The organism is Pantoea sp. sgz302252 (genome assembly GCF_047713085.1).
Lineage (GTDB): Bacteria > Pseudomonadota > Gammaproteobacteria > Enterobacterales > Enterobacteriaceae > Scandinavium.
The window spans coordinates 270698-297243 of the sequence record NZ_JBLFJW010000002.1 but is presented as its reverse complement, the minus strand read 5'-3'; the positions used below and the strand labels follow the sequence as shown (position 1 = coordinate 297243).

24 protein-coding genes are annotated in these 26546 nt (G+C 54.3%); 3 read left to right on the top strand and 21 right to left on the bottom strand.

Annotation, left to right across the window (positions count from 1 at the left end; genetic code table 11):
- Positions 1-17: 17 nt before the first annotated feature.
- On the bottom strand, positions 18-1061 hold the full coding sequence (locus ACLW56_RS03070) for a GMP reductase (RefSeq protein WP_330982348.1): 1044 nt from the start codon (positions 1059-1061) through the stop codon (positions 18-20).
- Positions 1062-1289: 228 nt separating this feature from the next.
- Here ACLW56_RS03070 and coaE point away from each other — a divergent pair, with 228 nt between their 5' ends.
- Genes coaE through yacG form a run of 3 tightly spaced genes read left to right on the top strand, consistent with a single transcriptional unit; the run spans position 1290 to position 2857 of the window.
- Entirely contained in the window at positions 1290-1910 is a 621-nt protein-coding gene (gene coaE / locus ACLW56_RS03065) for a dephospho-CoA kinase (RefSeq protein WP_330982347.1), read from the top strand.
- Entirely contained in the window at positions 1910-2653 is a 744-nt protein-coding gene (gene zapD, locus ACLW56_RS03060; RefSeq protein ID WP_330982346.1) for a cell division protein ZapD, read from the top strand. The genes coaE and zapD overlap by 1 nt, the downstream gene beginning before the upstream one ends.
- A 9-nt stretch (positions 2654-2662) precedes the next feature.
- The gene (gene yacG, locus ACLW56_RS03055) at positions 2663-2857 is read left to right on the top strand and encodes a DNA gyrase inhibitor YacG (RefSeq protein ID WP_330982345.1); all 195 of its coding nucleotides are present in this window, start codon (positions 2663-2665) and stop codon (positions 2855-2857) included.
- Here yacG and mutT read toward each other — a convergent pair.
- The 20 genes from mutT to cra form a co-directional block, all read right to left on the bottom strand.
- A complete protein-coding gene (gene mutT / locus ACLW56_RS03050) occupies positions 2854-3246 on the bottom strand; it encodes an 8-oxo-dGTP diphosphatase MutT (RefSeq protein WP_330982344.1) in 393 nt (130 codons plus the stop codon). The genes yacG and mutT overlap by 4 nt on opposite strands.
- A 224-nt stretch (positions 3247-3470) precedes the next feature.
- On the bottom strand, positions 3471-6176 hold the full coding sequence (gene secA / locus ACLW56_RS03045; RefSeq protein ID WP_330982343.1) for a preprotein translocase subunit SecA: 2706 nt from the start codon (positions 6174-6176) through the stop codon (positions 3471-3473).
- A gap of 62 nt (positions 6177-6238) precedes the next feature.
- The gene (gene secM, locus ACLW56_RS03040) at positions 6239-6742 is read right to left on the bottom strand and encodes a secA translation cis-regulator SecM (RefSeq protein WP_330982342.1); all 504 of its coding nucleotides are present in this window, start codon (positions 6740-6742) and stop codon (positions 6239-6241) included.
- Between the two features lie 265 nt (positions 6743-7007).
- Positions 7008-7925: a UDP-3-O-acyl-N-acetylglucosamine deacetylase gene (gene lpxC, locus ACLW56_RS03035; RefSeq protein WP_330982341.1), complete on the bottom strand. Its 918-nt coding sequence runs from the start codon at positions 7923-7925 to the stop codon at positions 7008-7010.
- A gap of 100 nt (positions 7926-8025) precedes the next feature.
- A complete protein-coding gene (gene ftsZ, locus ACLW56_RS03030; RefSeq protein WP_330982340.1) occupies positions 8026-9177 on the bottom strand; it encodes a cell division protein FtsZ in 1152 nt (383 codons plus the stop codon).
- Between the two features lie 62 nt (positions 9178-9239).
- Positions 9240-10496, bottom strand: a complete 1257-nt coding sequence (gene ftsA, locus ACLW56_RS03025) for a cell division protein FtsA (RefSeq protein WP_097162871.1) — start codon at positions 10494-10496, stop codon at positions 9240-9242.
- Positions 10493-11332, bottom strand: a complete 840-nt coding sequence (ftsQ, locus tag ACLW56_RS03020; protein ID WP_330982339.1) for a cell division protein FtsQ — start codon at positions 11330-11332, stop codon at positions 10493-10495. Before ftsQ ends, ftsA begins: the two co-directional genes overlap by 4 nt.
- Position 11333: 1 nt before the next feature.
- On the bottom strand, positions 11334-12254 hold the full coding sequence (locus ACLW56_RS03015) for a D-alanine--D-alanine ligase (RefSeq protein WP_330982338.1): 921 nt from the start codon (positions 12252-12254) through the stop codon (positions 11334-11336).
- Positions 12247-13722, bottom strand: coding sequence for a UDP-N-acetylmuramate--L-alanine ligase (gene murC / locus ACLW56_RS03010; protein WP_330982337.1), 1476 nt, complete (start codon positions 13720-13722; stop codon positions 12247-12249). Before murC ends, ACLW56_RS03015 begins: the two co-directional genes overlap by 8 nt.
- Before the next feature lie 57 nt (positions 13723-13779).
- Positions 13780-14847 (bottom strand): undecaprenyldiphospho-muramoylpentapeptide beta-N-acetylglucosaminyltransferase, encoded by a 1068-nt coding sequence (gene murG, locus ACLW56_RS03005; RefSeq protein WP_330982336.1) that lies wholly within the window; start codon positions 14845-14847, stop codon positions 13780-13782.
- On the bottom strand, positions 14844-16088 hold the full coding sequence (ftsW, locus tag ACLW56_RS03000) for a cell division protein FtsW (protein ID WP_330982335.1): 1245 nt from the start codon (positions 16086-16088) through the stop codon (positions 14844-14846). The genes murG and ftsW overlap by 4 nt, the downstream gene beginning before the upstream one ends.
- Positions 16088-17404 carry a UDP-N-acetylmuramoyl-L-alanine--D-glutamate ligase gene (murD, locus tag ACLW56_RS02995; RefSeq protein WP_330982378.1) on the bottom strand — a complete coding sequence of 439 codons (1317 nt, stop codon included), beginning with the start codon at positions 17402-17404 and terminating at the stop codon, positions 16088-16090. Before murD ends, ftsW begins: the two co-directional genes overlap by 1 nt.
- Before the next feature lie 2 nt (positions 17405-17406).
- Positions 17407-18489 (bottom strand): phospho-N-acetylmuramoyl-pentapeptide-transferase, encoded by a 1083-nt coding sequence (mraY, locus tag ACLW56_RS02990; protein ID WP_330982334.1) that lies wholly within the window; start codon positions 18487-18489, stop codon positions 17407-17409.
- The gene (murF, locus tag ACLW56_RS02985) at positions 18483-19841 is read right to left on the bottom strand and encodes a UDP-N-acetylmuramoyl-tripeptide--D-alanyl-D-alanine ligase (RefSeq protein WP_330982333.1); all 1359 of its coding nucleotides are present in this window, start codon (positions 19839-19841) and stop codon (positions 18483-18485) included. Before murF ends, mraY begins: the two co-directional genes overlap by 7 nt.
- Positions 19838-21325: a UDP-N-acetylmuramoyl-L-alanyl-D-glutamate--2,6-diaminopimelate ligase gene (murE, locus tag ACLW56_RS02980; RefSeq protein ID WP_330982332.1), complete on the bottom strand. Its 1488-nt coding sequence runs from the start codon at positions 21323-21325 to the stop codon at positions 19838-19840. The genes murF and murE overlap by 4 nt, the downstream gene beginning before the upstream one ends.
- Positions 21312-23078 (bottom strand): peptidoglycan glycosyltransferase FtsI, encoded by a 1767-nt coding sequence (locus tag ACLW56_RS02975; protein ID WP_330982331.1) that lies wholly within the window; start codon positions 23076-23078, stop codon positions 21312-21314. The genes murE and ACLW56_RS02975 overlap by 14 nt, the downstream gene beginning before the upstream one ends.
- Positions 23079-23109: 31 nt before the next feature.
- Positions 23110-23475 (bottom strand): cell division protein FtsL, encoded by a 366-nt coding sequence (ftsL, locus tag ACLW56_RS02970; protein ID WP_330982330.1) that lies wholly within the window; start codon positions 23473-23475, stop codon positions 23110-23112.
- Complete coding sequence (rsmH, locus tag ACLW56_RS02965) at positions 23472-24413, bottom strand: 16S rRNA (cytosine(1402)-N(4))-methyltransferase RsmH (protein WP_330982329.1); 942 nt, start codon at positions 24411-24413, stop codon at positions 23472-23474. The genes ftsL and rsmH overlap by 4 nt, the downstream gene beginning before the upstream one ends.
- Before the next feature lies 1 nt (position 24414).
- A complete protein-coding gene (gene mraZ / locus ACLW56_RS02960; RefSeq protein ID WP_330982328.1) occupies positions 24415-24873 on the bottom strand; it encodes a division/cell wall cluster transcriptional repressor MraZ in 459 nt (152 codons plus the stop codon).
- A 600-nt stretch (positions 24874-25473) separates the two neighbouring features.
- Positions 25474-26478, bottom strand: a complete 1005-nt coding sequence (cra, locus tag ACLW56_RS02955) for a catabolite repressor/activator (RefSeq protein ID WP_330982327.1) — start codon at positions 26476-26478, stop codon at positions 25474-25476.
- Positions 26479-26546 lie beyond the last annotated feature (68 nt).

Here is a 26546-nt window from a genome sequence, read left to right as displayed (position 1 = left end):
ACCAGCCATTGTTCACATTACAGGCTGTTGAACACGCGGTTCTCTTGTTCCTGCACGCGAATAAAGGTCGTACGTTTGGTCAGCTCTTTCAGGCGAGAAGCACCAACATAAGTACAGGCAGAACGCAGGCCACCAAGGATATCGCGAGCAGTGTTTTCCACCGGGCCACGCAGCATCAGCTTAACAGTTTTGCCTTCCGCAGCACGGTACTGTGCAACGCCGCCAACGTGACGGTTCATCGCGGACTCAGAGCTCATGCCATAGAACAGCATGAATTTTTCACCGTTCTCTTCCACCACGGTACCGCCGCTCTCTTCGTGGCCCGCCAGCATACCGCCGAGCATCACGAAATCTGCGCCACCACCGAAGGCTTTTGCTACATCACCAGGCATGGTGCAACCGCCGTCGCTGACAATTTGACCGCCCAGACCGTGCGCCGCATCGGCACATTCAATCACCGCAGAAAGCTGTGGGTAGCCCACGCCGGTTTTCACACGAGTGGTACAGACGGAACCCGGACCGATACCGACTTTAACGATATCCGCACCAGCCAGAATCAATTCTTCGCACATTTCACCGGTTACCACGTTACCGGCACAGATAGTCTTATCGGCCCATGCTTCACGTGCTTTTGAAACAAATTGTACGAAATGTTCTGAGTAGCCGTTTGCCACATCAATGCAGATAAAATTGAGGGCTGGATTCAGATTCAGGATCTGCTTAGTTTTCTCGAAATCCGCATCAGAGGTACCGGTAGACACCATCACATGCTTGAGCACATCGGCAGAAACGCTCTGGGCAAATGCACTCCACTCTTCAACGGAGTAATGCTTATGGACAGCGGTCAGGATGCCGAATGCCGCAAGCGCTTTGGCCATGGCAAAGGTGCCCACGGTGTCCATATTGGCGGCAATGATCGGCACGCCAGACCAGGTCTTTCCTGAGTGCTTGAAGGTGTATTCGCGTTCCAGTTCAACGTCGGAACGGCTTTTGAGGGTAGAGCGTTTAGGGCGGATGAGAACGTCTTTAAAACCTAACTTCAAATCTTCTTCAATACGCATGTGTGGATTCCTGGGGTTCGAGGCAAAAAGGGACTAAGCACAACTCCAGTGACGTTATCATACGCACTAATGAACCCTGCACAAGACTGCGATTTTCACTTTTTTTACGCTACAATCGTACAAATTTACCTGGTGAACAGCGGCGTTAACATGTCTCATCAGAGTGGCGAAAAGAGCCAGAATTAACCCATTGATATGCAGTCATTATTCTTCACAGGAAGCGGTAGCATGAGGTATACAGTCGCGTTAACAGGAGGCATTGGCAGCGGGAAAACCACTGTCGCAAACGCTTTTGCCGACCTGGGTGTTAACGTTATTGATGCCGATGTGATTGCTCGCCAAGTGGTCGAACCTGGCACTCCCGCATTACAGGCTATTGTTGATCGCTTTGGTTCCGGAATGCGCCTTACCGACGGTAACCTGAATCGGCGTCTTTTGCGGGAGCGTATTTTCGCTAACGACACGGAAAAAACCTGGTTGAACGCTCTGCTTCACCCGTTGATTCAACAAGAAACGCAGCGCCAAATGCAGCAAGCGACATCCTCTTACGTGCTGTGGGTCGTTCCGCTGTTGGTGGAGAATAAGCTCTGGGAAAAAGCAGACCGAGTGCTGGTGGTTGATGTGTCGCCTCAAACACAGCTCCAGCGTACCATGCAAAGAGACTCAGTCTCTGAAGAGCATGCAAAACAGATCCTTGCTGCTCAGGCAACGCGCGAAGCGCGTCTTGCCGTAGCGGACGACGTCATTGATAACAACGGCGCACCAGATGCACTCGCATTGGATGTTGCCCGCCTGCACGCCAGCTATCTGAAACTGGCACGGCAGGCCGATTCACAGGAAAAATTGTAATGCACACCCACGTCCTTTTTGAACATCCCCTGAACGAGAAAATGCGCACCTGGCTGCGAATTGAATTTCTCGTGCAGCAACTGAACTGCAACTTGCCGGTCAGAGATCATGCCAGCGCGTTGCATTTTTTTCGTAATGTCGGGGATTTGCTGGATGTGTTCGAACGTGGCGAGGTTCGTACCGAGCTGCTTAAAGAGCTTGAGCGTCAGCAACGCAAACTGAAGCAATGGGATGAAGTGCCGGGCGTTGATATCAATCGTATTGAAGCCCTGCGGTTGCAGTTGAAACAAAGCAGTTCCATTCTGATGTCCGCCCCACGTATAGGCCAGCTTCTGCGAGAAGACCGCCTTATCGCCCTGGTTCGCCAGCGTCTGAGCATTCCCGGCGGCTGCTGTAGCTTCGACCTTCCGACACTGCATATCTGGCTGCACTCATCGCAATCACAGCGTGATGCACAGGTCGCTTACTGGCTGGAAAGCCTTGAGCCACTGAATCAGGCGCTTAACCTGATCCTCGATTTAGTGCGTAACTCCTCACCTTTCCGCAAGCAAACCAGTCTGAACGGTTTCTTCCAGGACAACGGCGAAGATGCTGATTTGCTGCGCCTGCAACTGGCACTGGACGATCAACTCTATCCGCAAATTTCAGGTCATAAGAGCCGTTTTGCGATTCGTTTTATGCCGCTGGACAGTGAAAATGGCCTTGTGCCAGAACGTCTGGATTTCGAACTGGCCTGCTGCTAAGGAATAATGATGAGCGATGTCACCACCGTCAACTGCCCAACCTGTGGCAAAACCATTGTCTGGGGCGAAGAAAGTCCCTTTCGCCCCTTCTGCTGTAAGCGCTGCCAGCTGATCGATTTAGGCGAATGGGCCGCCGAAGAGAAGCGGATCCCAAGCTCTGGCGATCTGTCAGAAAGTGACGACTGGAGCGAAGAGCAACCTTAAGCCTCTGCGAGTAACTTCGCGATCACCGGCTCGTTGGCAGGAGGAAACTCTTCTGCCAACAGATCTTTCTGCGCGACCCAGCGCCCTGGCTGCCCTTCTTTCCCCCACGGTTCCCCCTGCCAGCTATCAACCAGCCAGAACCACAGCGTTATGTGTCTGTCCGGGAACTGGTATTCAAGTTTGTCGAACAACATCGCGGATTCTGGCAAAACACCGACTTCTTCAAACAGCTCACGTGCCAGTGCGATTTCTGGCGACTCACCCTCTTCAATTTTCCCGCCCGGGAACTCCCACATATTGGCCATATGTGCATCAGGGGCGCGCTGAGTAATAAAGATTTCGCCGGCTGCGTTGCGAAGAATACCGGTAGAAATTTGCAGGATTTTCATTGTCTTCACTCCATAAAAAAGGCGCTGTTATCAGCGCCCGAGAGTGATGACAAACCTCTAACGAATGAAGATTTGTCATAGGGTGCCTAATAAGAAACAAGGAAAATCAATTTATTGATTTTCGGCTGATAACCACAAAGAAGGAAAAACCACGCTTTTTCCTTCTTTGTCAGCAGTCTGAGGCGCTGTTATCAGCGCCCTTTGTGTTTTATTGCCAGCAGTTATCAGGCAATACGGCCGTGGCACTGCTTGTATTTTTTACCGGAACCGCAAGGGCACGGATCGTTACGACCCACTTTGCGCTCACCTGTTTCGGATGCCAGAGATTGTGCAGCGGCAGAATCATCATCCAGGTGGCTCAGTTGCTGCATCTGTGCCAGACGCTCAGCTTCCTGACGACGCTGCTCTTCCATCGCTTCCACTTCTTCCGGCATGCGGACCTGAACCTTGCACAGGGTGCTGATCACTTCATACTTCAGTGATTCCAGCATCGCCGCAAACATCGCGAACGACTCGCGCTTGTATTCCTGCTTCGGATCTTTCTGCGCATAGCCACGCAGGTGAATACCCTGACGCAGGTAGTCCATTGCCGCCAGGTGCTCTTTCCACAGGGAATCCAGCGTCTGCAGCATCACGCCTTTTTCGAAGTGACGCATCATTTCGACGCCAACCACTTCTTCTTTACGCTGATACACTTCTACGCCGCTTTGCAGAATACGCTCACGCAGCGTTTCTTCATGCAGCTCCGGCTCTTTGTCCAGCCACTCTTTGATTGGCAGGTCGAGATCGAAATCGTTTTTCAGACGCTCCTGCAGGCCTTCGATATCCCACATTTCTTCCAGAGACTGCGGCGGAATATGCGCATCAATAGTTGCTTTGAAGACGTCTTCACGAATGCTGTCGATGGTTTCGCTCACATCAGACACGTCCAGCAGTTCGTTACGCTGGGTGTAGATAGCGCGACGCTGGTCGTTAGCAACATCATCGTATTCCAGCAGTTGCTTACGAATATCGAAGTTGCGGCTTTCCACTTTACGCTGCGCATTGGCAATCGCTTTGGTCACCCATGGGTGCTCGATAGCTTCACCTGGCTTCATCCCCAGTTTACGCATCATGCCCGATACACGATCGGAGGCAAAAATACGCATCAGGGCATCTTCCATCGACAGGTAGAAGCGGGAAGAACCGGCATCACCCTGACGACCAGAACGGCCACGCAGCTGGTTATCGATACGACGAGATTCGTGACGTTCGGTACCGACAATATGCAGACCACCTGCCGCCAGAACCGCATCGTGACGAACCTGCCAGTCGGCTTTGATTTTTGCGATTTGTTCTTCTGTTGGCTCTTCAAGCTGAGCCACTTCTGCCTGCCAGCTACCACCAAGCATAATATCCGTACCACGACCCGCCATGTTGGTGGCGATGGTCACGGTAGAGGGATAACCCGCCTGAGCAACGATATCGGCTTCGCTGGCGTGGAATTTGGCGTTCAGCACGTTGTGCTTGATGCCCGCTTTGGTCAGCTCGTTGGAAACGACTTCAGATTTCTCGATAGAGATGGTACCCACCAGCACTGGTTGGCCGTTAGCGGTACGCTCTTTGATATCTTCAATGATGGCCTGAATTTTTTCCGCTTCGGTCATGTAGACCAGATCCGGCATGTCCTTACGGATCATCGGACGGTTCGTTGGCACAACCACGGTGTCCAGCTTATAGATGGAGCTGAATTCAAACGCTTCGGTATCTGCTGTACCCGTCATCCCCGCCAGTTTTTCATACAGACGGAAGTAGTTCTGGAAGGTGATGGATGCCAGAGTCTGGTTTTCGTTCTGGATGTCCACGCCTTCTTTGGCTTCAACTGCCTGGTGCAGACCATCAGACCAGCGACGACCCTGCATGGTACGACCGGTGTGCTCATCGACGATAATGACTTCGCCGTCTTTAACGATGTAGTCGACGTCACGAGTAAACAGCACATGTGCGCGCAGCGCAGCGGTCACGTGGTGCATCAGCATGATGTTCGCTGGGGAATACAGAGATTCGCCCTCTTCCATGATGCCTTCACTCACCAGCAGTTCTTCGACCAAAACCAGACCACGCTCGGTGATGTTCACCTGACGGGCTTTCTCGTCCACGGAGAAGTGACCTTCACCCTGGAAAGTATCGGAGTCTTCTTTTTCCTGACGAATCAGGTTTGGAATGATTTTGTTGACCTGCTTGTACATCTCGGAGCTGTCTTCAGCCGGACCGGAGATGATCAGCGGCGTACGGGCTTCATCGATCAGGATGGAGTCCACTTCATCGACCAGTGCGTAGTGCAGTTTACGCTGAACGCGTTCTTCAGGGCTGAACGCCATGTTGTCGCGCAGGTAGTCAAAGCCGTATTCGTTGTTGGTGCCGTAGGTAATGTCTGCTGCGTAAGCTTCGCGCTTCGCTGGAGCAGGCATACCAGACATGTTTACCGCAACGCTCATGCCAAGGAATTCGAACAGCGGACGGTTGTTTTCGGCATCACGCTGGGCCAAATAGTCGTTGACGGTAACCACGTGAACGCCTTTACCAGACAGGGCGTTAACATAAGCAGGCAGTGTTGCCGTCAGGGTTTTACCTTCACCAGTACGCATTTCCGCGATGCAGCGGTCATTCAGTACCATGCCGCCGAGCAGCTGCACGTCGAAGTGACGCATACCGAAGACACGCTTACTCGCTTCACGGACCACGGCGAACGCTTCCGGGATCAGACTTTCAACGGTATCGCCTTTTTCCAGACGAGCACGAAACTCCTGAGTTTTGGCTTTCAGTTGGTCATCGGAGAGTTTCTCCATCTCCGGTTCCATGGCATTGATTTGAGTGACAGCTTTACGCATACGACGCAGCGTACGGTCGTTACGGCTACCGAAAACTTTCGTTAACAATTTGATAAGCATATTTAGAATCTCAATCGCTCCGCTCAGCGGAGTCTTAGCATTAGGTAATAGGTTGTTTTTGTTCAGCTAAGAGAGTGAGGCCCGGCGCGAATACCGTGCACCTGGCTTACCCAGGTATTAATGGAAAACGCAGTGTGGGGCTCCGGTTCCGTACGGTAAGCCACCGAGCCGACAATCGCGGGCGGCTGGCTTTCGCGCATCAGCAGTGCATTCAGGGTATCCAGCAGCGCCAGATGGTGCACTTCCAGGGGTTCACTGGTTTCTGCCACTGGCAACGCCTGCGGCACCATGGCAAAGGAGAGATGACGAATAACAGTGCGGATGGCATGTTGATGCCAGTAGTCGACACTGAACGCAGGACGGCGATTCCCTTCCAGCATTGCCAGATGGGTGAAATTAACTTTCGTTGCCGAGGTATGGCTGCTGGCGGTTTTGGTCGGAGGAACGGTTTCTGTCCCACTGGCAATCGCAGGCAAGCCGAATCCTGCCGCGACCATCCCCAACAGGAGATGCGGCCAGAAATATCGTCTGCCAAACTGTCGCCAGCGCGTCAGTATTCCGCTCACTACTTTGCCACCTTGTGTTATTACTCGTCAGTCAAAATCTTTAAGCGCTGAGATAGTATCACTAATGGCGTGCTACAGCAGCAGGAATGACTGTGTTCTGTTGATAAAAATGGTCACGAAAGCAGCGATCGCGCGGGTTGACACGAGATAAGAGGCAAAGAAAACCAGGATGAAGAAATTTAGAAAGAGGGAGAAAAGAAAAACGACTGGCCCCCTGGACGGAGAGAGTACCAGGTTACCAGTCGAACTTACAGAATGGTCAGGCTTACGCCAGAACCACTGACGGTGCTTTGAATGCCAGTGGCAGTTCAGCTTCGTCTTCGAAGGTCACGAATTCCCAGGCTTCTTGTTTCGCCAGGACTGCCTGAAGCAGTTTGTTATTCAGTGCGTGACCTGATTTGAACGCGGTGAATGCACCGATGATATTGTGACCACACATAAACAGGTCACCGATAGCATCCAGCATTTTGTGGCGAACAAATTCGTCTTCAAAGCGCAGACCGTCTTCGTTCAGTACGCGATAATCGTCAACAACGATGGCACAATCGAAGCTGCCGCCCAGGCACAGGCCGCGGGACTGCAGATATTCGATATCACGCATGAAACCAAAAGTACGTGCACGGCTAATCTGACGCATGAACGCATCCGCAGAGAAGTTCATGGCGTAACGCTGGTTGCTGCCGTCAATCGCCGGATGGTTAAAGTCGATAGTGAAATCCAACGAGAAACCATTGTACGGCTTGAATTCAGCCCATTTGTCGCCATCTTCAACGCGAACCGTTTCTTTAATGCGCACAAATTTCTTCGCGCAGTTCAGTTCATCGATCCCTGCATCGAGCAGCAGATAGACAAACGGTGCAGCACTGCCATCCATGATCGGGATTTCTGGCGCATCGACTTCAATCACAATGTTATCGATACCCAGGCCCGCCAGCGCGGCATTCAGGTGCTCAACCGTTGAAATCCGCACGTCATGCTCGTTGACAAGGCAAGTACAGAGCATGGTATCACGCACAGATTTGGCATCTGCCGGAAAATCAACCGGTGGATTCAAGTCGGTGCGACGATAGATGACCCCGGTATTTGCCGGTGCAGGGCGCAACGTCAGTGTGACTTTCTTGCCGGTGTGTAAACCGACGCCAGTCGCCTGAACGATACGTTTAAGTGTCCTTTGTTTGATCATCGTATAATCTCGCCAAATTACCTATCCGACCGAAGTGTACTATACATTCGGCAGGCCAGTTTAGCACAAAGAGCGCAGATACCCAACTTCCAGCTAATTCTTAATCAGCTTGCTTACGCAGGAAGGCTGGAATGTCCAGATAATCCGGTTCTTTGGTGGTTTGCGGCGTATTGTCGTTGACCACTTTTGCGACCGGCTTCTGCTCTTGCGTCAACGGTGCCATACCGTGCTGCTGGTAGCGATCCATCATTGGCTGCTGCTGCTGTTTGTTGGTCACCAGAGTAATTTCTGGACGTTTGTCCATACCGATACCGGTGGCAACAACGGTCACGCGCAGTTCGTCGTTCATGTCCGGATCCAGAGAGGTACCGATAACCACGGTCGCGTTATCCGAAGCAAATGCACGGATAGTGTTACCCACGGTTTCGAACTCATCCAGACGCAGATCGAAGCCTGCAGTGATGTTAACCAGAACACCACGCGCGCCAGACAGATCGATGTCTTCCAGCAGTGGAGAAGAGATAGCCATTTCAGCCGCTTCTTCCGCACGGTCTTCACCGCTCGCCAGGCCAGAACCCATCATCGCGTAGCCCATTTCGGACATCACGGTGCGCACGTCTGCAAAGTCGACGTTCATCAGACCCGGACGGGTAATCAGCTCTGCGATACCCTGCACCGCGCCTTTCAGGACGTCGTTTGCTGCACCGAATGCATCAAGCAACGAAATCCCACGACCCAGCACTTTCAGCAGCTTGTCGTTCGGGATAGTAATCAGAGAATCCACATGCTTGGACAGCTCAGCGATACCCTGCTCCGCGAAGGCCATACGCTTCTTGCCTTCAAAGTTGAAAGGCTTCGTCACGACAGCAACGGTCAGGATACCCAAATCTTTTGCGACTTCAGCGACTACAGGAGCCGCGCCGGTCCCCGTACCACCGCCCATACCTGCAGCGATGAACACCATGTCTGCGCCTTCAAGGGCAGCACGCAGTGCTTCACGGTCTTCGTCTGCCGCGTTGCGACCGACTTCCGGGTTTGCACCAGCACCCAGGCCTTTGGTAATACCATTACCAATCTGGATAGTCTGGCCAACGGCCGTTTTACGCAACGCCTGGGCGTCGGTGTTAACGGCGAAGAATTCAACACCCTCAATGCGCTCGCGCACCATGTGTTCGACGGCGTTGCCACCGCCACCACCGACGCCGATGACTTTAATCACCGCGTCGTTGGTCAGTTCCATAGGTTCAAACATAGTTTCTCTCTCCGTTGTGCCTGTCGCCTGAGAACGCTAATTTTCTGCGCTCTCTTAAAAAATTAAAACTCTTTTCGCAGCCAGGTATTAATTCGCTTAATCCATGAACTCACTGCGACACGTTTTTCCACTTCCGCTTCACCACTCAGGTGTGACTCTTTCCCGTAGTGCAGCAGGCCCACCGCCGTTGAATAATACGGCTCCTGGGCATAATCCGTCAGTCCGGTGATGTTCAGCGGTGCGCCAATGCGGACCTGGGTATGGAACACGCGCTGCGCACAGGCCGCCAGGCCTTCAATTTGCGCCGCGCCACCGGTCAGAACAATCCCCGCAGCCAGATGGTGTTTGACACCCTGTTGGCGCAGCTGTTCCTGCAGTTGCAAAATCTCTTCGTTCACCAGATTGAGCAGCTCGGTATAACGCGGCTCAATCACTTCTGCCAGCGTCTGGCGCTGTAGACTGCGCGGCGGACGACCGCCGACGCTTGGCACTTCAACGCTTTCGTCTTTCCCGACGATGGAACCCAGCGCACAGCCATGGCGAACTTTAATCGCTTCGGCATCGCTTGGCGGTGTGCCGAAGGCGTAAGCGATATCGCTGGTCACCACGTTCCCGGCATACGGGATAACTTTGGTGTGACGCAACGCTCCGCCGGTATAAACGGCGATATCCATGGTACCACCGCCAACGTCAACCACACAGACGCCCAGCTCACGTTCGTCTTCCGTCAGGACTGAATAGCTCGACGCCAGTCCGGCAAAAATAAGTTGGTCAACTTTCAGACCACAACGTTCCACGGCTTTCACAATGTTTTTCGCCATATCGTTGTGACAGGTAATCAGGTGCACTTTTGCCTGCATACGCACACCGGAAAGGCCGACCGGATTTTTGATCCCTTCCTGATAGTCAATGGCATATTCCTGCGGGATCACGTGCAGCACACGATGTTCGTCACGCACACGTACGGACTTCGCCGTATGCACTACGTTCTCAACATCTTCCTGCGTCACCTCTTCTTCAGAGATGGGCACCATACCAATTTCATTCTGACAGCTAATATGTTTGCCTGAAAGCGCCAGATACACTGACGAGATTTGGCAATCCGCCATCAACTCAGCCTGATCAATGGCACGCTGTACGCATTTCACCACGGATTCAAGGTCGTTCACGCCACCTTTGTCCATACCCCGGGATGGGCAACTGCCCACGCCAATGATATTCACCATTCCGTCGGGCAGAACTTCCCCCACCAAAGCGGCTACCTTCGCGGTACCAATTTCCAGTCCTACTACCAGTTTTCTGTCCGTCGCTTTGATCATTGTTGCTCTGCCTGTGCCTGATTTTGTTGTTGATGTGTATCCTCTACGGGTGCAGGAGCGGGTTGCCACCCCACTGCTGCGCCTGAGTCATAGCGCAAATCAACATAGCTAATCCGTTTGCCATCGGTCTGCGCCTGCTGCTGTAGAACAGGATAGAGTTCTAAAAAGCGCTCAAGCCGTTTCATCGTATCGCCGCGCCCCAGGTTCAGCTTGATGTCATTATTCAACGTTAGCTGCCAGGAGCGGCGGGCGGTCATCGCCGCCACTTTCAACGTAAACTTATCTTTCGCCAACATTTGTCCCATATCGCGATAGCCTTGCAGCACTTCATTCTCGCTGCCCTCCGGGCCATACAATATCGGCAGATTCTGCTTGCTGGTGCGATCGGTCGGGACGCTAAACGCGTTTCCGTCGCTGTCCACCATATGCTGATCATTCCAGCGCGCAATCGGCACATATTCAACCAGATGAATCTTCAATTCGTCCGGCCACTGCTTGCGAACGCTTGCCTGCTTGATCCACGGCAGACGTTCAATCTGACTTTGGATGATATTGACGTCCTGAGTCATGAAGGTGCCCGGAGGACCCAACGCCAGGATCGCCTGACGAATATCATCATTTCGCGTGTAGTGACGTTCCCCGGTCACCACCAGCTTTGACAGCGGCAGGCGCTGCGCATCTTCCATCCAGCCCAGCACCATCCAGCCGCTCATCAACACGGTACATAATACCGCGAGCAGGAACACTATCCCTGCAAGACGCGTTCCGTTATTTCTGCGTGAAGAAGCGATTTCCTCTTCTTCACGGTTCCGTGTATTCAGTGCTGCCTGCGACATATCAATCCGCCAGGTCCAGAATGCGCACCACTAACTGCGAGAAGCTCATGCCAGCCTGACGCGCCGCCATCGGCACCAGGCTGTGGCTGGTCATGCCTGGAGAGGTGTTCGCCTCCAGCAGATACAACTGGCCATCGCTATCCTGCATCACATCAATGCGTCCCCAGCCTGCACAACCCAGGACTTTCCAGGCTTTTAGCACCAGGGATTGCATTTCTTGCTCACGCGCGGGATCTTCACAACCAGGGCAGAAATACTGCGTCTCGTCAGAGAGATACTTCGCCTCATAATCATAGAAGACTCCAGCCGGTTGGATGCGAACTGAAGGTAAAATTTCTTCACCGAGTACGGCGACGGTAAATTCCGGCCCGCTTAACCATTTTTCAATCAATACTTCTTCATCGTGCTGAAAAGCCAGCGTTAAGGCATCGTTAAGTGCACCCTTTTCGTCCACCTTCGACATGCCCACGCTTGAACCTTCACGGCTCGGCTTCACAATCAGCGGTAATCCAAGAGCGGAAATGCGCTGCTGCTGGTCTTGTGAAAGGCCCTGAGCAAACTCATTACGGGTCAACGCTACCCACGGAGCCACCGGTAAACCCGCGCCCTGCCACAGCAATTTGCTGCGCAGTTTGTCCATAGAAATCGCAGAAGCCATCACGCCGCTACCGGTATAAGGCAGGCCAATCAGCTCCAGTAACCCCTGAAGCGTGCCATCTTCGCCACCACGTCCGTGCAGCGCAATAAACGCTTTCTTAAAACCCTGATTTTTGAGTTGCGTGATATCCGCATCACGAGGATCAACGCCGTGGGCGTCGATGCCTGCTTCGCGCAGGCCCGCCAGCACAGCCGCGCCAGAATTCAGAGAAACCTCTCGCTCTGCGGAAGTGCCGCCGAGGAGGACAGCGATTCTATCAGCCATGGCGCTCTTCCTCCTGAGTTTGCGGCTTGAGTTTGATTTCAGCTAAATTACGCGCGATTTTGCCGATATTTCCCGCCCCCTGAATCAGAATCAGGTCATTGCCGGTCAGCACGGGCGCCAGCGTTTCTGCGACCTTAGCCGGATCAGAGACCAGGATTGGATCCACCTTGCCACGGCTGCGAATGGTGCGGCACAGGGAGCGACTATCCGCGCCTGGAATCGGTGCTTCACCCGCCGGATAGACTTCCAGCATCAACAGCGCGTCGACGTCTGTCAGCACGTTAGCGAAATCGTCATACAGGTCACGCGTACGGGTATAACGGTGTGGCTGGAAGACCATCACCAGATTTTTGTCTGGCCAGCCCGCACGTGCCGCTTTGATAGTGGCATCGACCTCAGTTGGGTGATGACCATAGTCGTCAACCAGCATGGCGCTGCCGCTTTTACCGTTCACTTCCGCTAACGGATATTCGCCGAGGAAATCGAAACGACGACCCGTGCCCTGGAAGCTTTCCAATGCGCGCAGGATAGCTTCATCGTCAATGCCTTCTTCCGTGGCAACGGCAACCGCTGCGGCGGAGTTCAGGGCGTTGTGACGACCCGGTGCGTTCAGCGTCACTTTCAGCGGCGCATGGTCCTGACGAATCAGCGTGAAATGCCCCTGAGCGCCAATTTGTTTGTACTCTTCAACACGCACATCGGCATCGTCGCTGAAACCATAAGTGGTAATCTGACGGCCTACGCGTGGCAGCAATTCGCGGATAACAGGATCATCAACGCACATTACAGCACGACCGTAAAACGGCAGGTTATGCAGGAAGTTAATAAACGTCTGCTTTAAATTTTCGAAGTCGCCCTGGTAGGTATCCATGTGGTCGGCTTCGATATTGGTGACGATCGCCACCATCGGTTGCAAATGCAGGAATGACGCATCGCTTTCATCCGCTTCCGCAATCAGATAACGGCTGTGGCCGAGACGTGCATGCACACCGGCAGCTTTCACTAAACCACCGTTAACGAACGTCGGATCAAGGCCTGCTTCTGCATAAATGCTTGAGACCATCGCCGTCGTCGTGGTTTTACCGTGCGTACCGGCAATGGCGATGCCATGACGAAAACGCATCAGTTCTGCCAGCATCTCTGCACGGCGAATCACCGGAATGCGCGCTTCATGCGCCGCGACGATTTCCGGGTTATCCGCAGAAATGGCGCTGGAGACCACCACCACACTCGCATTGAGGATGTTTTCCGGGCGATGGTTGAAATAAATGGTGACGCCCAGCGCCGTCAGTTGCTGAGTCACCGGGTTCGGCGCAAGATCCGACCCACTGATTTGATACCCTTCATTCGCCAACACTTCGGCAATACCGCCCATGCCAGCACCGCCGATGCCGACAAAGTGGATGTGCCGGACGCGACGCATCTCGGGCACAATAGAACGCAGTTTCGCCAGTTGTTGTGTATTCATTCTCTAAACGCCATCGACTACTTCAAAATTCGTGCAACGCAAAAGGCGCTGCGATGATTAAACCTGAGCTGCCAGGCTTACTGCTTTTGCCACCCGCTCGGTAGCATCCGGAATGGCGGCGGCTCGTGCACGCTCGGCCATGTCCAGCAATGTCTTTCTGTCCCAGTCAGCCAACGTGTTGGCGACGGCTTCCGCGGTGAACTGCGGCTGCTCAAAAATTTTGGCGGCTCCGGCTTTTTCCAGCGGCAGTGCATTCCAGTACTGCTGCCTGTCTTTATGCTGGAACGGCACGAAAATCGCGGGCAAACCTGCCGCAGCAATTTCACTGACCGTCAGCGCGCCAGATCGGCAGACCACCACATCAGCCCAGGCATAGGCCGCGGCCATATCATCAATAAACTCGGTCACTTTGTGCTGAGGTTGCCCCGCATCAGCATAAGCTTGTTCAACCGCTTGCTGCGCACCCTTTCCGCTTTGATGCCAGATAGAAATCTGATCGTCGAGCTTCGCGGCAACCTGCGGCATTGTCTGGTTTAAGACACGCGCGCCCTGCGAGCCGCCAACCACTAACACACGAATTTCACCTTCGCGCCCAGCCAGCCGCTGATCCGGCAATGGCAGTGCCAGCACATCAACACGAACGGGGTTCCCAACCACTTCTGCGTCAGGAAATGCGCCCGGGAACGCCTGCATCACCGTTTTGGCAATTTTCGACAGCCATTTGTTGGTCAGACCGGCAATGCCGTTCTGCTCGTGCAGTACCACTGGAATCCCTAATGACCACGCCGCCAGACCGCCTGGGCCTGAAACATATCCGCCCATTCCCAGCACCACATCCGGCTGAAAACGCTTCATGATGGCGCGGGCCTGTCGCCAGGCGTTGAAGATACGTATCGGCGCGAAAAGCATAGCCTTGAGGCCTTTTCCACGCAGACCCGAAATCTGAATAAAATCAATCTCGATGCCGTGCTTCGGCACTAAGTCCGCTTCCATACGATCGGCGGTACCGAGCCAGCGAACCTGCCAGCCCTGCTCCATCAGATGGTGCGCCACAGCCAGCCCCGGGAACACGTGCCCCCCGGTACCGCCTGCCATCACCATCAACCGCTTAGCCTGACCACTCATCGAACACCCCGTGTAAACGCCTGGGCTTTTTCCAGACGAGTTTCATAATCAATTCGCAACAGCAGCATGATTGCCGTCGACATAATCAGCAGACTGGAACCACCGTAACTGATAAGCGGCAGAGTCAGACCCTTGGTTGGCAGCATACCTGCCGCAGCCCCGACGTTAACTAACGCCTGAAAGCTGAACCAGACACCGATCGAACAAGCCAGAAAACCTGAGAAGCGCTGGTCAATCTCCAGCGCTTTACGGCCAATAGACATGGCGCGGAAAGCGACGAAGAATACCATTAAAAGGGCCAGTACCACACCGATATAGCCTAATTCCTCACCGATAATGGCGAAGATAAAGTCGGTATGCGCTTCCGGCAAATACTCCAGTTTCTGCACCGAGTTGCCGAGGCCCTGCCCCCATATTTCACCGCGGCCAAAGGCCATCAATGATTGGGTTAACTGGTAGCCACTGCCGAAGGGATCTTCCCACGGGTTCCAGAACGAGGTGACGCGGCGAATACGGTACGGTTCTGCAAGGATCAGCAGGACCACGGCGGAAATCCCCATGCCGATAATCGCGATGAACTGCCACAGTTTTGCCCCTGCCAGGAATAACATGGCCAGCGTGGTCACAAACAGCACAACCACCGTACCAAGGTCTGGCTGAGCCAGCAGCAGGATAGCCAGCACAAAAATCACGCCCATCGGTTTTAAGAAGCCGCGCAGGTTATTTCGAACCTCATCGCCCTTACGCACCAGATAGTTGGCGATGTAACAGAACAACGACAGCTTGGTCAGTTCCGCAGGCTGAATACGCAGCGGACCCAGAGCAATCCAGCGTGATGCCCCGTTAACGGAGCTCCCGACGACCAATACAATCAGCAGCATGCCAATCGACGCAATCAGCATCGCGGTGCTGTGACGCTGCCAGAAATCCATCGGCAGACGCAGCGTAACCAGCCCTAAACAGAACGCCAGAATGATGTACAGGCCATCACGTTTAGCAAACAAAAACGGATCGTTCGCCAGACGTTGCCCGACAGGCATAGAAGCCGAGGTCACCATGACAAAACCAATCGCCGCCAGGCCGAGTGTCAGCCACAGTAGCGTGCGATCGTACATCACCAGGCTGTCGGTATCTTTCTGCCGAGAGCCCATCACCCAGCCTTTCAGTGCCGCAAACAACCAGACCAGGACTCCCGATCCCGGTAAGCGCGGCAATCTCAGGCGAGGGAGAGATAAACGCATTAGCCTAACTCCTTCGCCAGGCGGGTAAACACATCCCCGCGCTGCTCAAAATTCTTAAATTGATCGAGGCTGGCACAGGCTGGCGACAGCAAAACCATATCGCCGGCTTTCAGCTGCGGCGCAATTGCACGCATCGCCTGTTCCATTGTTTCGGTGCGCGTTGCCACTTCAGGGCGCAGGGCAACCAGTGCATCACCGTCGCGACCAAAGCACCACAGGCGCACGTTGTCGCCTTTGAGATATGCTCTAAGCGGAGAAAAATCTGCCGCTTTACCATCGCCGCCCAACAGAAGATGCAGCGTACCGTCGACATGCAGGCCATTTAGCGCCGCTTCAGTGCTGCCGACGTTGGTTGCTTTAGAGTCGTTTATCCAGCGCACACCGTTATGTTCCAGCGTCAACTGGAAGCGGTGCGCCAGGCCAGTAAAGGTGGTCAGCGCTTTCAGGCTGCTGGCACGCGGTAAGCCCGCCGCATCCGCCAGAGCCAGTGCCGCCAGTGCGTTGCTGTAGTTGTGCTGTCCGGTGAGTTTCATCTCGCGTACGTTCAGCACCTTCTCGCCTTTCACGCGCAGCCAGGTTTCGCCCTGCTGACGATTGAGGTGATAGTCGCCCATGTTGACACCAAAACTCACGCAGCGCTCATCGGCTCCACGAACTGGCATGGTCAGCGCATCATCGGCATTGACCACGCAGGTTTTTGCATTCTCATAAACGCGCAGTTTGGCTGCACGATATTGCTGCAGCCCAAACGGGTAGCGATCCATGTGATCTTCAGTCACGTTGAGGATCGTGGCCGCCACCGCCTGTAAACCGGAGGTGGTTTCCAGCTGGAAGCTTGAGAGTTCAAGCACGTACAGTTCACGCGAAACATCCAGCAGCATCAGCGCCGGCAGGCCGATATTGCCACCCACGCCCACATTGACACCTGCAGCTTTCGCCATTTCGCCCACCAGCGTGGTGACCGTGCTTTTGCCGTTAGAACCCGTTATAGCAATGATCGGCGCCTGAGCTTCACGGCAGAACAGCTCGATGTCGCCGACAATTTCGACACCGGCATCCGCCGCCGCGCTCAAGGAAGGGTGCGCTAAGGCAATACCAGGGCTGGCAACAATTAAATCTGCCGCCAGCAACCAGTCATCATTCAGACCACCAACATGACGCTCCACTTCTTCAGGCAGCTTATCGAGACCCGGAGGAGTGGCTCGGGTATCCATGACCCGCGGCGTTACGCCCTGCGCCAGGAAGAAATCCACGCAGGAAAGCCCGGTCATTCCCAGACCGATGATGACGACGTTTTTATCCTGGTAATCTGCCATCATTAACGTACCTTCAGCGTGGCCAGGCCAATCAGGACCAGCATCAGTGAAATAATCCAGAAGCGCACGATAACGCGCGGTTCCGGCCAGCCTTTCAGTTCATAGTGGTGATGAATCGGTGCCATGCGGAAGATGCGCTGACCGCGCAGCTTGAAGGAGCCCACCTGCAAAATAACCGACAGCGTTTCGACCACGAACACGCCGCCCATGATGACCAGCAGGAATTCCTGACGCAGCAGTACCGCGATGATGCCCAGTGCGCCGCCCAGTGCCAGCGAACCCACATCACCCATGAAAACTTGAGCGGGATAAGTGTTGAACCACAGGAAGCCTAAACCTGCCCCCACTATCGCGGTGCAGACGATAACCAGTTCCCCCGCATGACGCAGATACGGAATGTGCAGGTAGTTCGCAAAGTTCATGTTACCGGTCGCCCACGCCACCAGCGCAAAGCCCGCCGCCACGAAGACCGTCGGCATGATAGCCAGGCCGTCGAGACCGTCCGTCAGGTTCACCGCGTTGCCGGTGCCGACAATCACGAAGTAGGCCAGCAGGATGTAGAAGATACCGAGTTGCGGCATGACATCTTTAAAAAACGGCACAACCAGCTCGGTGGCTGGCGTGTCTTTCCCGACCATGTAAAGCGCAAAGGCCACGCCCAGCGCAATCACCGACATCCAGAAATATTTCCAGCGGGCAATCAGGCCTTTGGTGTCTTTGCGCACAACTTTGCGGTAGTCGTCGACAAAACCAATGATGCCGTAACCGACCAGAACGACCAGTACGCACCAGACGTACGGGTTAGACGGATAAGCCCACAGCAGTACTGAAACCACAATCGCGGTCAGGATCATGATCCCGCCCATGGTTGGCGTTCCACGTTTGCTGAAGTGCGACTCAGGGCCGTCATTACGGACGACCTGACCGAAAGAGAGTTTTTGCAGACGGGCGATCATGCGCGGGCCCATCCACAAAGAGATGAACAGCGCAGTCAGCAGGCTGACGATGGCGCGAAACGTCAGATAGGAAAAGACGTTAAAGCCAGAATAATATTTGACCAAATGTTCGGCCAGCCACACTAACATGTCCCATTCTCCTGTAAAGCGCGAACCACCTCTTCCATGGCAGCGCTACGTGAACCTTTCACCAAAATAGTGATAATTTGATGTTCTTCGATCAGTGACTTAAGGCGTGCAATCGCTGCGGGTTTATCCGCGAAATGCTCGCCGACACCGCTTGCATCGCTAATCGCTTTGCTTTGTTTGCCAACGCTCAGCACGCAATCAATGCCTGCCGCTTGTGCCGCTTCGCCCACTTGTTGGTGGCAGGCTTCACTTTCAGCCCCAAGCTCAGCCATATCGCCCACAACAAATACGCGGTAACCCGGCATTTCGGATAAGACCTGCGCCGCCGCCGTCATTGAGCCAACGTTGGCGTTGTAGGAGTCATCCAGTAAGAGCTGATTTTCAGCAAGCTGGATCGGGAACAAACGCCCCGGCACCGCTTTCAGTGAGGCTAACCCAGCTTTTACTGCGGGCAGAGTTGCGCCCACAGCCATGGTCAAAGCCGTGGCCGCTAAAGCATTCGCGATATTGTGACGACCCGGTAATGGCAGCAAAACGTCAATGTTGCCCACTGGCGTTTGCAGCGAGAATTCGGTGCCGTGGCTGGTGACGTGAACGTTGTTAGCCGTGAAATCACTGTTCGCCGCATTCGGTGAGAAGCGCCAGACTTTACGGTCACCAATCACGCTCTGCCAGTTCAGCCAGTCGTTATTGTCGGCATTAAGGATAGCGATGCCGTTCAGCGGTAAGCCGGTGAAGATTTCACCTTTCGCTTTCGCCACCCCCGCCAGAGAGCCAAAACCTTCTAAATGTGCCGCCGCGAGGTTATTCACCAGCGCCGCTTCCGGGCGAGTCAGGCCAACTGTCCAGGCGATTTCGCCCTGATGGTTCGCACCCAACTCAATCACCGCGTACTCATGTTCTTTGGTCAGACGCAGCAGCGTCATCGGTACGCCGATGTCGTTGTTCAGGTTGCCTGCGGTGTAGAGCGTATTCCCGCACTGGCTCAGAATCGATGCCGCCATCTCTTTCACAGAGGTCTTGCCGGAAGAGCCGGTTAACGCAATCACACGCGTAGGCACCTGTTGGCGAACCCATGCAGCCAGTTCACCAAACGCCAGACGGGTGTCTTTCACCAACACCTGCGGCAAATCGCAATCGACTTTGCGGCTCACCAGCAGCGCACCTGCGCCAGCCGCTTTTGCCTGCTCGGCAAAATCGTGCGCATCAAAACGCTCGCCTTTCAGTGCCACAAACAGGCAGCCAGCGGTAATTTTGCGAGTATCTGTGGTCACCGCATCAATCGTTGCGTCCTGACCGTGCAGCTCGCCGTTGAGGATCTCAGCGATGCGGCTTAGCGTTACGCTAATCATGCGATCACCCCCAGCAGGCGGGCTGCGGTGACGCGGTCGGAGTAGTCGAGACGGCGGTTACCGACGATTTGATAATCTTCATGGCCTTTGCCAGCCAGCAGCACCACGTCAATCTCTTTGGCCTGCATGATGGCGGCGGTGACCGCTTCGGCTCGGCCTTCCATCACTTTGGCGTGGCCCGCGTCGAGCATTCCCGCCAGAATGTCGTTGATGATGGCGCGCGGCTCTTCGGTGCGCGGGTTGTCGTCGGTGACGACAGCAATATCCGCGAATTGCTCGGCGATGGCTCCCATCAGCGGGCGCTTGCCTTTGTCACGGTCACCGCCGCAGCCAAACACGCACCAGAGTTTGCCCGCACAGTGCAGACGTGCCGCTTCGAGCGCTTTTTCCAGCGCATCTGGCGTGTGAGCGTAATCAACCACAACGGTAGGTTTACCCGGCGCAGTGAACACTTCCATACGCCCGCAAACCGGCTGAAGACGTGCCGCTGTTTTCAGCAGTTCGGCCAGTGGATAATCCAGTGCCAACAGTGTTGCCAGCGCCAACAGAAGGTTGCTGACGTTAAACGCCCCCATCAGACGGCTTTCGATTTCGCCCTGACCCCAACTGGAGTCAAACTGGATGGTCGCGCCGCTGTCGTGATAGTTCACTGCAGTCGCTTTCAGCCAGCGGCCGTGGCAGTTCGGGTTGATGTGATCTTCCATCGATACCGCAACCGCATCCGGCAGTTTTGCCAGCCAGCGGCGGCCCACTTCGTCATCGGCGTTGATGATTGCCTGACCAAAGTGGTGCGTGGAGTAGAGCATCCATTTTGCCGCTTCGTAGTGCTCCATATCGCCGTGATAGTCGAGATGGTCGCGGCTGAGGTTGGTAAACACGGAAGCCACAAATCTCAGTGCAGCGACACGGTGCTGAACCAGACCGTGGGAAGAAACCTCCATTGCGGCAAAGGAAGCCCCCTGCTCTGCCAGACCTGACAGCACGTGCTGCACGTCAACAGCGGAACCGGTGGTATTTTCCGTTGGCACGACTTTGCCCAACAGACCATTCCCCACCGTGCCCATTACCGCACTGGTTTCACCGAGCAGCTGCGCCCACTGCGCCAGCAACTGAGTGGTGGTCGTTTTGCCGTTGGTTCCGGTGACGCCCACCAGGTGGAGTTGTTCAGAAGGTTGATGGTAGAAACGCCCGGCCAGCGCGGACAAGCGTTCGTTCAACTGGCTGAGATAGATGACTGGCACACCGTGCATTTCACGGATTTCGCCATCAGCGGCTTCATCTTTTGCTTCAGCAATAATGGCAGCTACACCTTGCGCTATCGCCTGCGGGATATATCGACGCCCGTCCGCCTGATGACCTAAAACAGCCACGAAAAGATCGCCCGACGCCGCCACACGGCTGTCGAGTGTCATTTCTCGCAGTGCTCGCTCCGGTGCATTTGGCACCCACGGAGCCAGAAGGTCGCGCAAATTACGATCTGCCACCTGTTCCCTCGCCTTGATTAGTCACAAATTCACTTTTTTCGCCCGTAGACAGCGCATCAGGTTCGATGTTCATGGTGCGCAGCACGCCGCCCATGATGGCACCAAACACTGGCGCAGATACGGCACCGCCGTAGTACTTACCGGCCTGCGGATCGTTAATCACCACCACCAGCGCAAAGCGCGGCTGGCTGGCTGGCGCAACGCCCGCGGTATAAGCAATGTATTTGTTGATGTATTTACCGTCTGGCCCCACTTTTTTCGCGGTACCGGTCTTGATGGCGATGCGGTAGCCTTTGATCGCCGCTTTCACGCCGCCGCCGCCAGGCAGCGCCACGCTTTCCATCATGTGAACGACGGTACGAACAATGGGTTCCGGGAAGATACGTTCGCCCGGAACGGGTGGGTCAACTTTGGTAATCGACAGCGGGCGATACACCCCGTAGCTGCCAATCGTTGCGTAGACTCGCGCTAACTGTAACGGCGTTACCATTAGCCCGTAGCCGAAAGAGAAGGTGGCCCTCTCTATGTCAGACCACCGTTGTTTTTGAGGATATAAGCCACTGCGTTCTCCGACCAACCCCAAATTGGTCGCTTTTCCCAATCCAAAACGTGAGTAAGTATCTACTAACGCTGAGGAGGGCATCGCTAACGCCAGTTTGGAAACTCCGACGTTACTCGACTTCTGTAGCACCCCGGTAAGGGTCAATTCGCTGTAACGCGCCACGTCTTTGATTTCGTGACCGTTAATTCGGTAAGGAACGGTGTTCAGCACCGTGTTTTCAGTGACGATGCCGCGCTGCAGCGCCGTCATGACCACCATCGGTTTGACAGTGGAACCTGGCTCGAAGACGTCGGTTATCGCGCGGTTACGCATCGCATCTTTTGCCGTGCCGGTAAAGTTGTTTGGGTTGTACGACGGGCTGTTTGCCATCGCCAGCACTTCACCGGTGCTGACATCCACCAACACTGCGCTGCCCGATTCCGCTTTGTTAAACGCCACGGCGTTGTTCAGTTCGCGGTAAACCAGCGCCTGCAAGCGTTCGTCAATGCTCAACGCCAGGTTATGTGCCGCCTGGCTGTCGGTGGAGGAGATATCTTCAATAACGCGACCGTAGCGGTCTTTACGCACGATGCGCTCGCCCGGTTGTCCGGTCAGCCATTTATCAAAGCTTTTTTCGACGCCTTCAATGCCCTGGCTGTCGACGTTGGTGAAGCCAATGAGGTGAGCGGTCACTTCCCCTGAAGGGTAATAACGGCGAGATTCTTCGCGCAGATGAATCCCCGGCAGCTTGAGCTTTTTGATGTAATCGGCCATATCAGGGTTAACCTGACGAGCCAGATAGATAAAGCGCATGCGCGGGTTGCTGTTGATACGCGTCGCCAGCTGATCCAGCGGCATGTTGAGCGCATCGGCCAACGCCTTCCAGCGGTTATCAATGCTCACGCCACCGGCATCGTGCAGCTCTTTAGGATCGGCCCAAATCGCTTTCACTGGCACACTCACCGCCAGTGGGCGACCAGAGCGGTCGGTAATCATGCCACGAGACGTTGCAACTTCCTGCACGCGCAGAGAGCGCATGTCGCCCTGACGTACCAGCATGTCTGGATTAATTATCTGTAACCAGGCCACACGGCCCAGCAGGAAAGCCATCGCCAGCAAAATGCACCCGCAAAGCAACGCAAAACGCCAACTGATAAAGTTGGCCTGTTCTTCCTGACGTTTTGGTTTAAGCGTCTTTGCCGCTGCTTTCATTGCGTTACGATAATCCTTATTTCTGTCGCGTCTATTTCTGAACGACGATGTTTTCCTGTGAAGGATCGACATGCTGCATTTGCAGCTTCTCCGTCGCGATCCGTTCTACCCGGCTGTGATCGCCGAGCGCATTTTCTTCGAGGATCAGGTTGCGCCACTCGATATCCAGAGCGTCACGTTCCAGAACCAGTTGTTCACGTTGGTCTGTTAACAAACGGGTATGGTGAGCCGTTGTCACTACCGTCACAGCCGAAATGATGATGCAAATGAACAGGCAGAGTGGCAGCTTCCCAAACCGCAAAAGATCGTCGCCGATCACGCCAGGCAAGGCATGGCGCTCGTTGCTTCCTAACGATCCTTTCACTTTGCTTAGGGCTTCTGACACTCTGCTGATCATGCGTTCGTCCTCTCTGCAATGCGCAGAACTGAACTACGAGCGCGTGGATTCTCTGCCACTTCTTGTTCGCCCGGCATCAACTTGCCTAGTGCTCGCAAGTGACGGCCACCCAGTTTCCTGAGTTGCTCTTCGGTCATCGGTAACCCGGCCGGAACCTGTGGACCGCGGCTTTGTTCACGCATAAAGCGTTTCACAATGCGGTCTTCCAGCGAGTGGAAACTGATGATGGAGAGCCGCCCACCCGGGGCAAGCACGTCGAGCGAGCTTTTTAGCGCCTGCTCTATCTCCTCAAGTTCACTGTTCACCCAGATGCGCACCGCCTGGAAAGTACGGGTCGCAGGATGTTTGAATTTGTCCTTCACCGGCATCGCCGCCGCGATAACTTCCGCCAGCTCTTTGGTGCGGGTCATCGGTTCTACGCGATTGCGTTCAACGATGGCGCGAGCAATACGTTTGCCGAAACGCTCTTCGCCAAAGGTTTTAATAACCCAGGCGATGTCCGCTTCGTCCGCCGTTTGCAGCCACTGGGCAGCAGACTGACCCCGCGTCGGGTCCATACGCATATCCAGCGGCCCATCACGCATGAAGGAGAAGCCGCGCTCTGCGTCGTCAAGCTGAGGTGAAGAGACACCAAGATCGAGAAGAATGCCGTCGATCTTGCCAATAAGATCACGCTCGGCCACGTAATCGGCCAGCGCGGAAAAAGGTCCATGCACGATGGAAAAGCGAGGGTCATCGAGGGTGCTCGCCTCAGCGATCGCCTGCGGATCACGATCGATAGCCAGCAGCTGCCCTTCCGCACCCAGATGCGACAGGATCAGACGCGAGTGGCCACCGCGACCGAAGGTGCCATCAATGTAGATACCGTCAGGACGAATATTCAGGCCGTTGACAGCCTCATCCAGCAGTACCGTTGTATGTTTGAAATTTTCCATCATTTTATAAGGACAAGTCCTGCAACCGCTCCGACAATTCTCCGGAGGCGGACTGCTCAGCGTCGATATCTTCCTTGACCCGTTGATACCAGGTCGATTCATCCCACAGTTCAAACTTGTTGAACTGCCCGACCAGCATCACTTCTTTAGTCAGTCCGGCGTGTTGCCGTAAAACCGGCGCAATCAGCAAACGACCGGCGTTGTCCATTTGACATTCGCTGGCATGCCCCAGCAGCAGACGCTGCACGCGGCGCTCTGCGGGATTCATGCTCGACAGTCGTGACAATTTTTGCTCGATGATTTCCCATTCAGGCAGTGGGTAAAGCAGCAGGCACGGGTGATGGATGTCAATGGTGCAAACCATTTGACCGACAGCGTTCTCGTTCAGCAAATCCCGGTACCGGGTCGGCACCGCTAAGCGCCCTTTGCTGTCGAGATTGACTAACGTCGCTCCACGGAACATGCCAGCCTCACCCCTTTTCTCCACTTTCACCCACAAATTCCCACATAAAGGAGTTTACGGAGCGGAGGAAAAGCTTGTCAAGCCAGCACTGGTGCCATAAGAGTCCGAAAACTCAATATTGGACACCAATATTCGCCCTGATTAATTTCTGTCCAGCGAACGAGGCAAAATAACGTTATGAATACTGGCGAGAAAAAAACCAACAGGTTCGTAACGATTTTGAACAACTCAATCTCACAAAGGTGAAAATATAAAGTGTCAGTTTGCGACGTGCGCGGCATTTTAGGACATTCTCTACCGCGTTAATAGCCCTTATGGGAACTGTTTCTGCCAGCTTGCAGCCGCTAAAGGGTGAGGAAATGTGAGAGTAAGAATGAAGTGACTGTTAATTCTGCAAAAGCCTCGCAGAATGTAACAAAACAATACAAAGAAAACGAAACTTTACTTTCTATTAACCTAAATTAATTCATTTTAACTCAGATAAATAACAGGGTTTATTAAGAATCCGGGGAATTTAAGGAATTGTCTGAATAAGAAGTTTCCTCACATTCTTCTGCCGATTTGGAAAGGCAATCACCGTTAATTGCCTTTTCCTTTCCCTTATCGGCGGCTGAGACTGCCACGACGATAAAGATTACGGCGGATTCGACTCAGACCAGGCTTCGGCTTGCGCGGCTCGTCCAGACTGGCGAGAACGATTTCCAGCACGCGCTCGGCCACATCACGATGACGCTGGGCCACCGCTAAAACCGGACACTGCAGGAAATCGAGCAGCTCGTGATCGCCAAAGGTCGCGATAGCCAGGTCCGAAGGCAATTTACCTTCGCGACGCAGCGTCACATCCATCACGCCCTGAAGCAGCGCGAAAGAGGTGGTGAACAACGCCTGTGGCATTGGGTGGGTTTCCAGCCACTTCTCAAACAGCTGCGCGGCAGCTTCACGTTCGTAGCTGTTGGCATAGAGGAAATGGACATCGCGAGAGTCTTCTTTCCACGCAGTGCGGAAACCTTGCTCGCGTAAGAAACTGACGGACAGCTCCGGTAATGCGCCAAGATAGAGGACAGTCTCCGCAGGGAATTTCCGTAACTCTGCAGCTAAGGCTTCCGAATCTTCCTGATCGGCACCCACTACACTGGTGAAATGCTCGCGATCGAGTGCACGATCCAGCGCCACGATCGGGAAAGGATCGTTCGCCCAACGTTGATAGAACGGGTGCTCCGGCGGCAACGAGGTCGAAACAATGATCGCGTCAACCTGACGTTGCAGCAGGTGCTCAATGCAGCGCATCTCGTTATCTGGCTGATCTTCAGAACAGGCAATCAATAGTTGATAGCCACGTTGACGTGCCTGACGCTCGAGATAGTTAGCAATGCGGGTATAACTGGTGTTTTCGAGATCGGGGATAACCAGACCAATGGAACGCGTACGTCCAGCACGCAGGCCAGCCGCCACAGCATTAGGATGGTAATTATGCTCACGCACGACAGCCATGACCTTCTCGACCGTTTTATCGCTAACACGGTACTGTTTGGCCTTTCCGTTGATCACATAACTTGCCGTGGTGCGCGATACGCCGGCAAGCCTGGCGATTTCGTCCAGTTTCACAATTGCCCCTTGCTTAAAATGTACAATCCATAACCATTGTTAAATTATGGGATAAATTCCATGACATC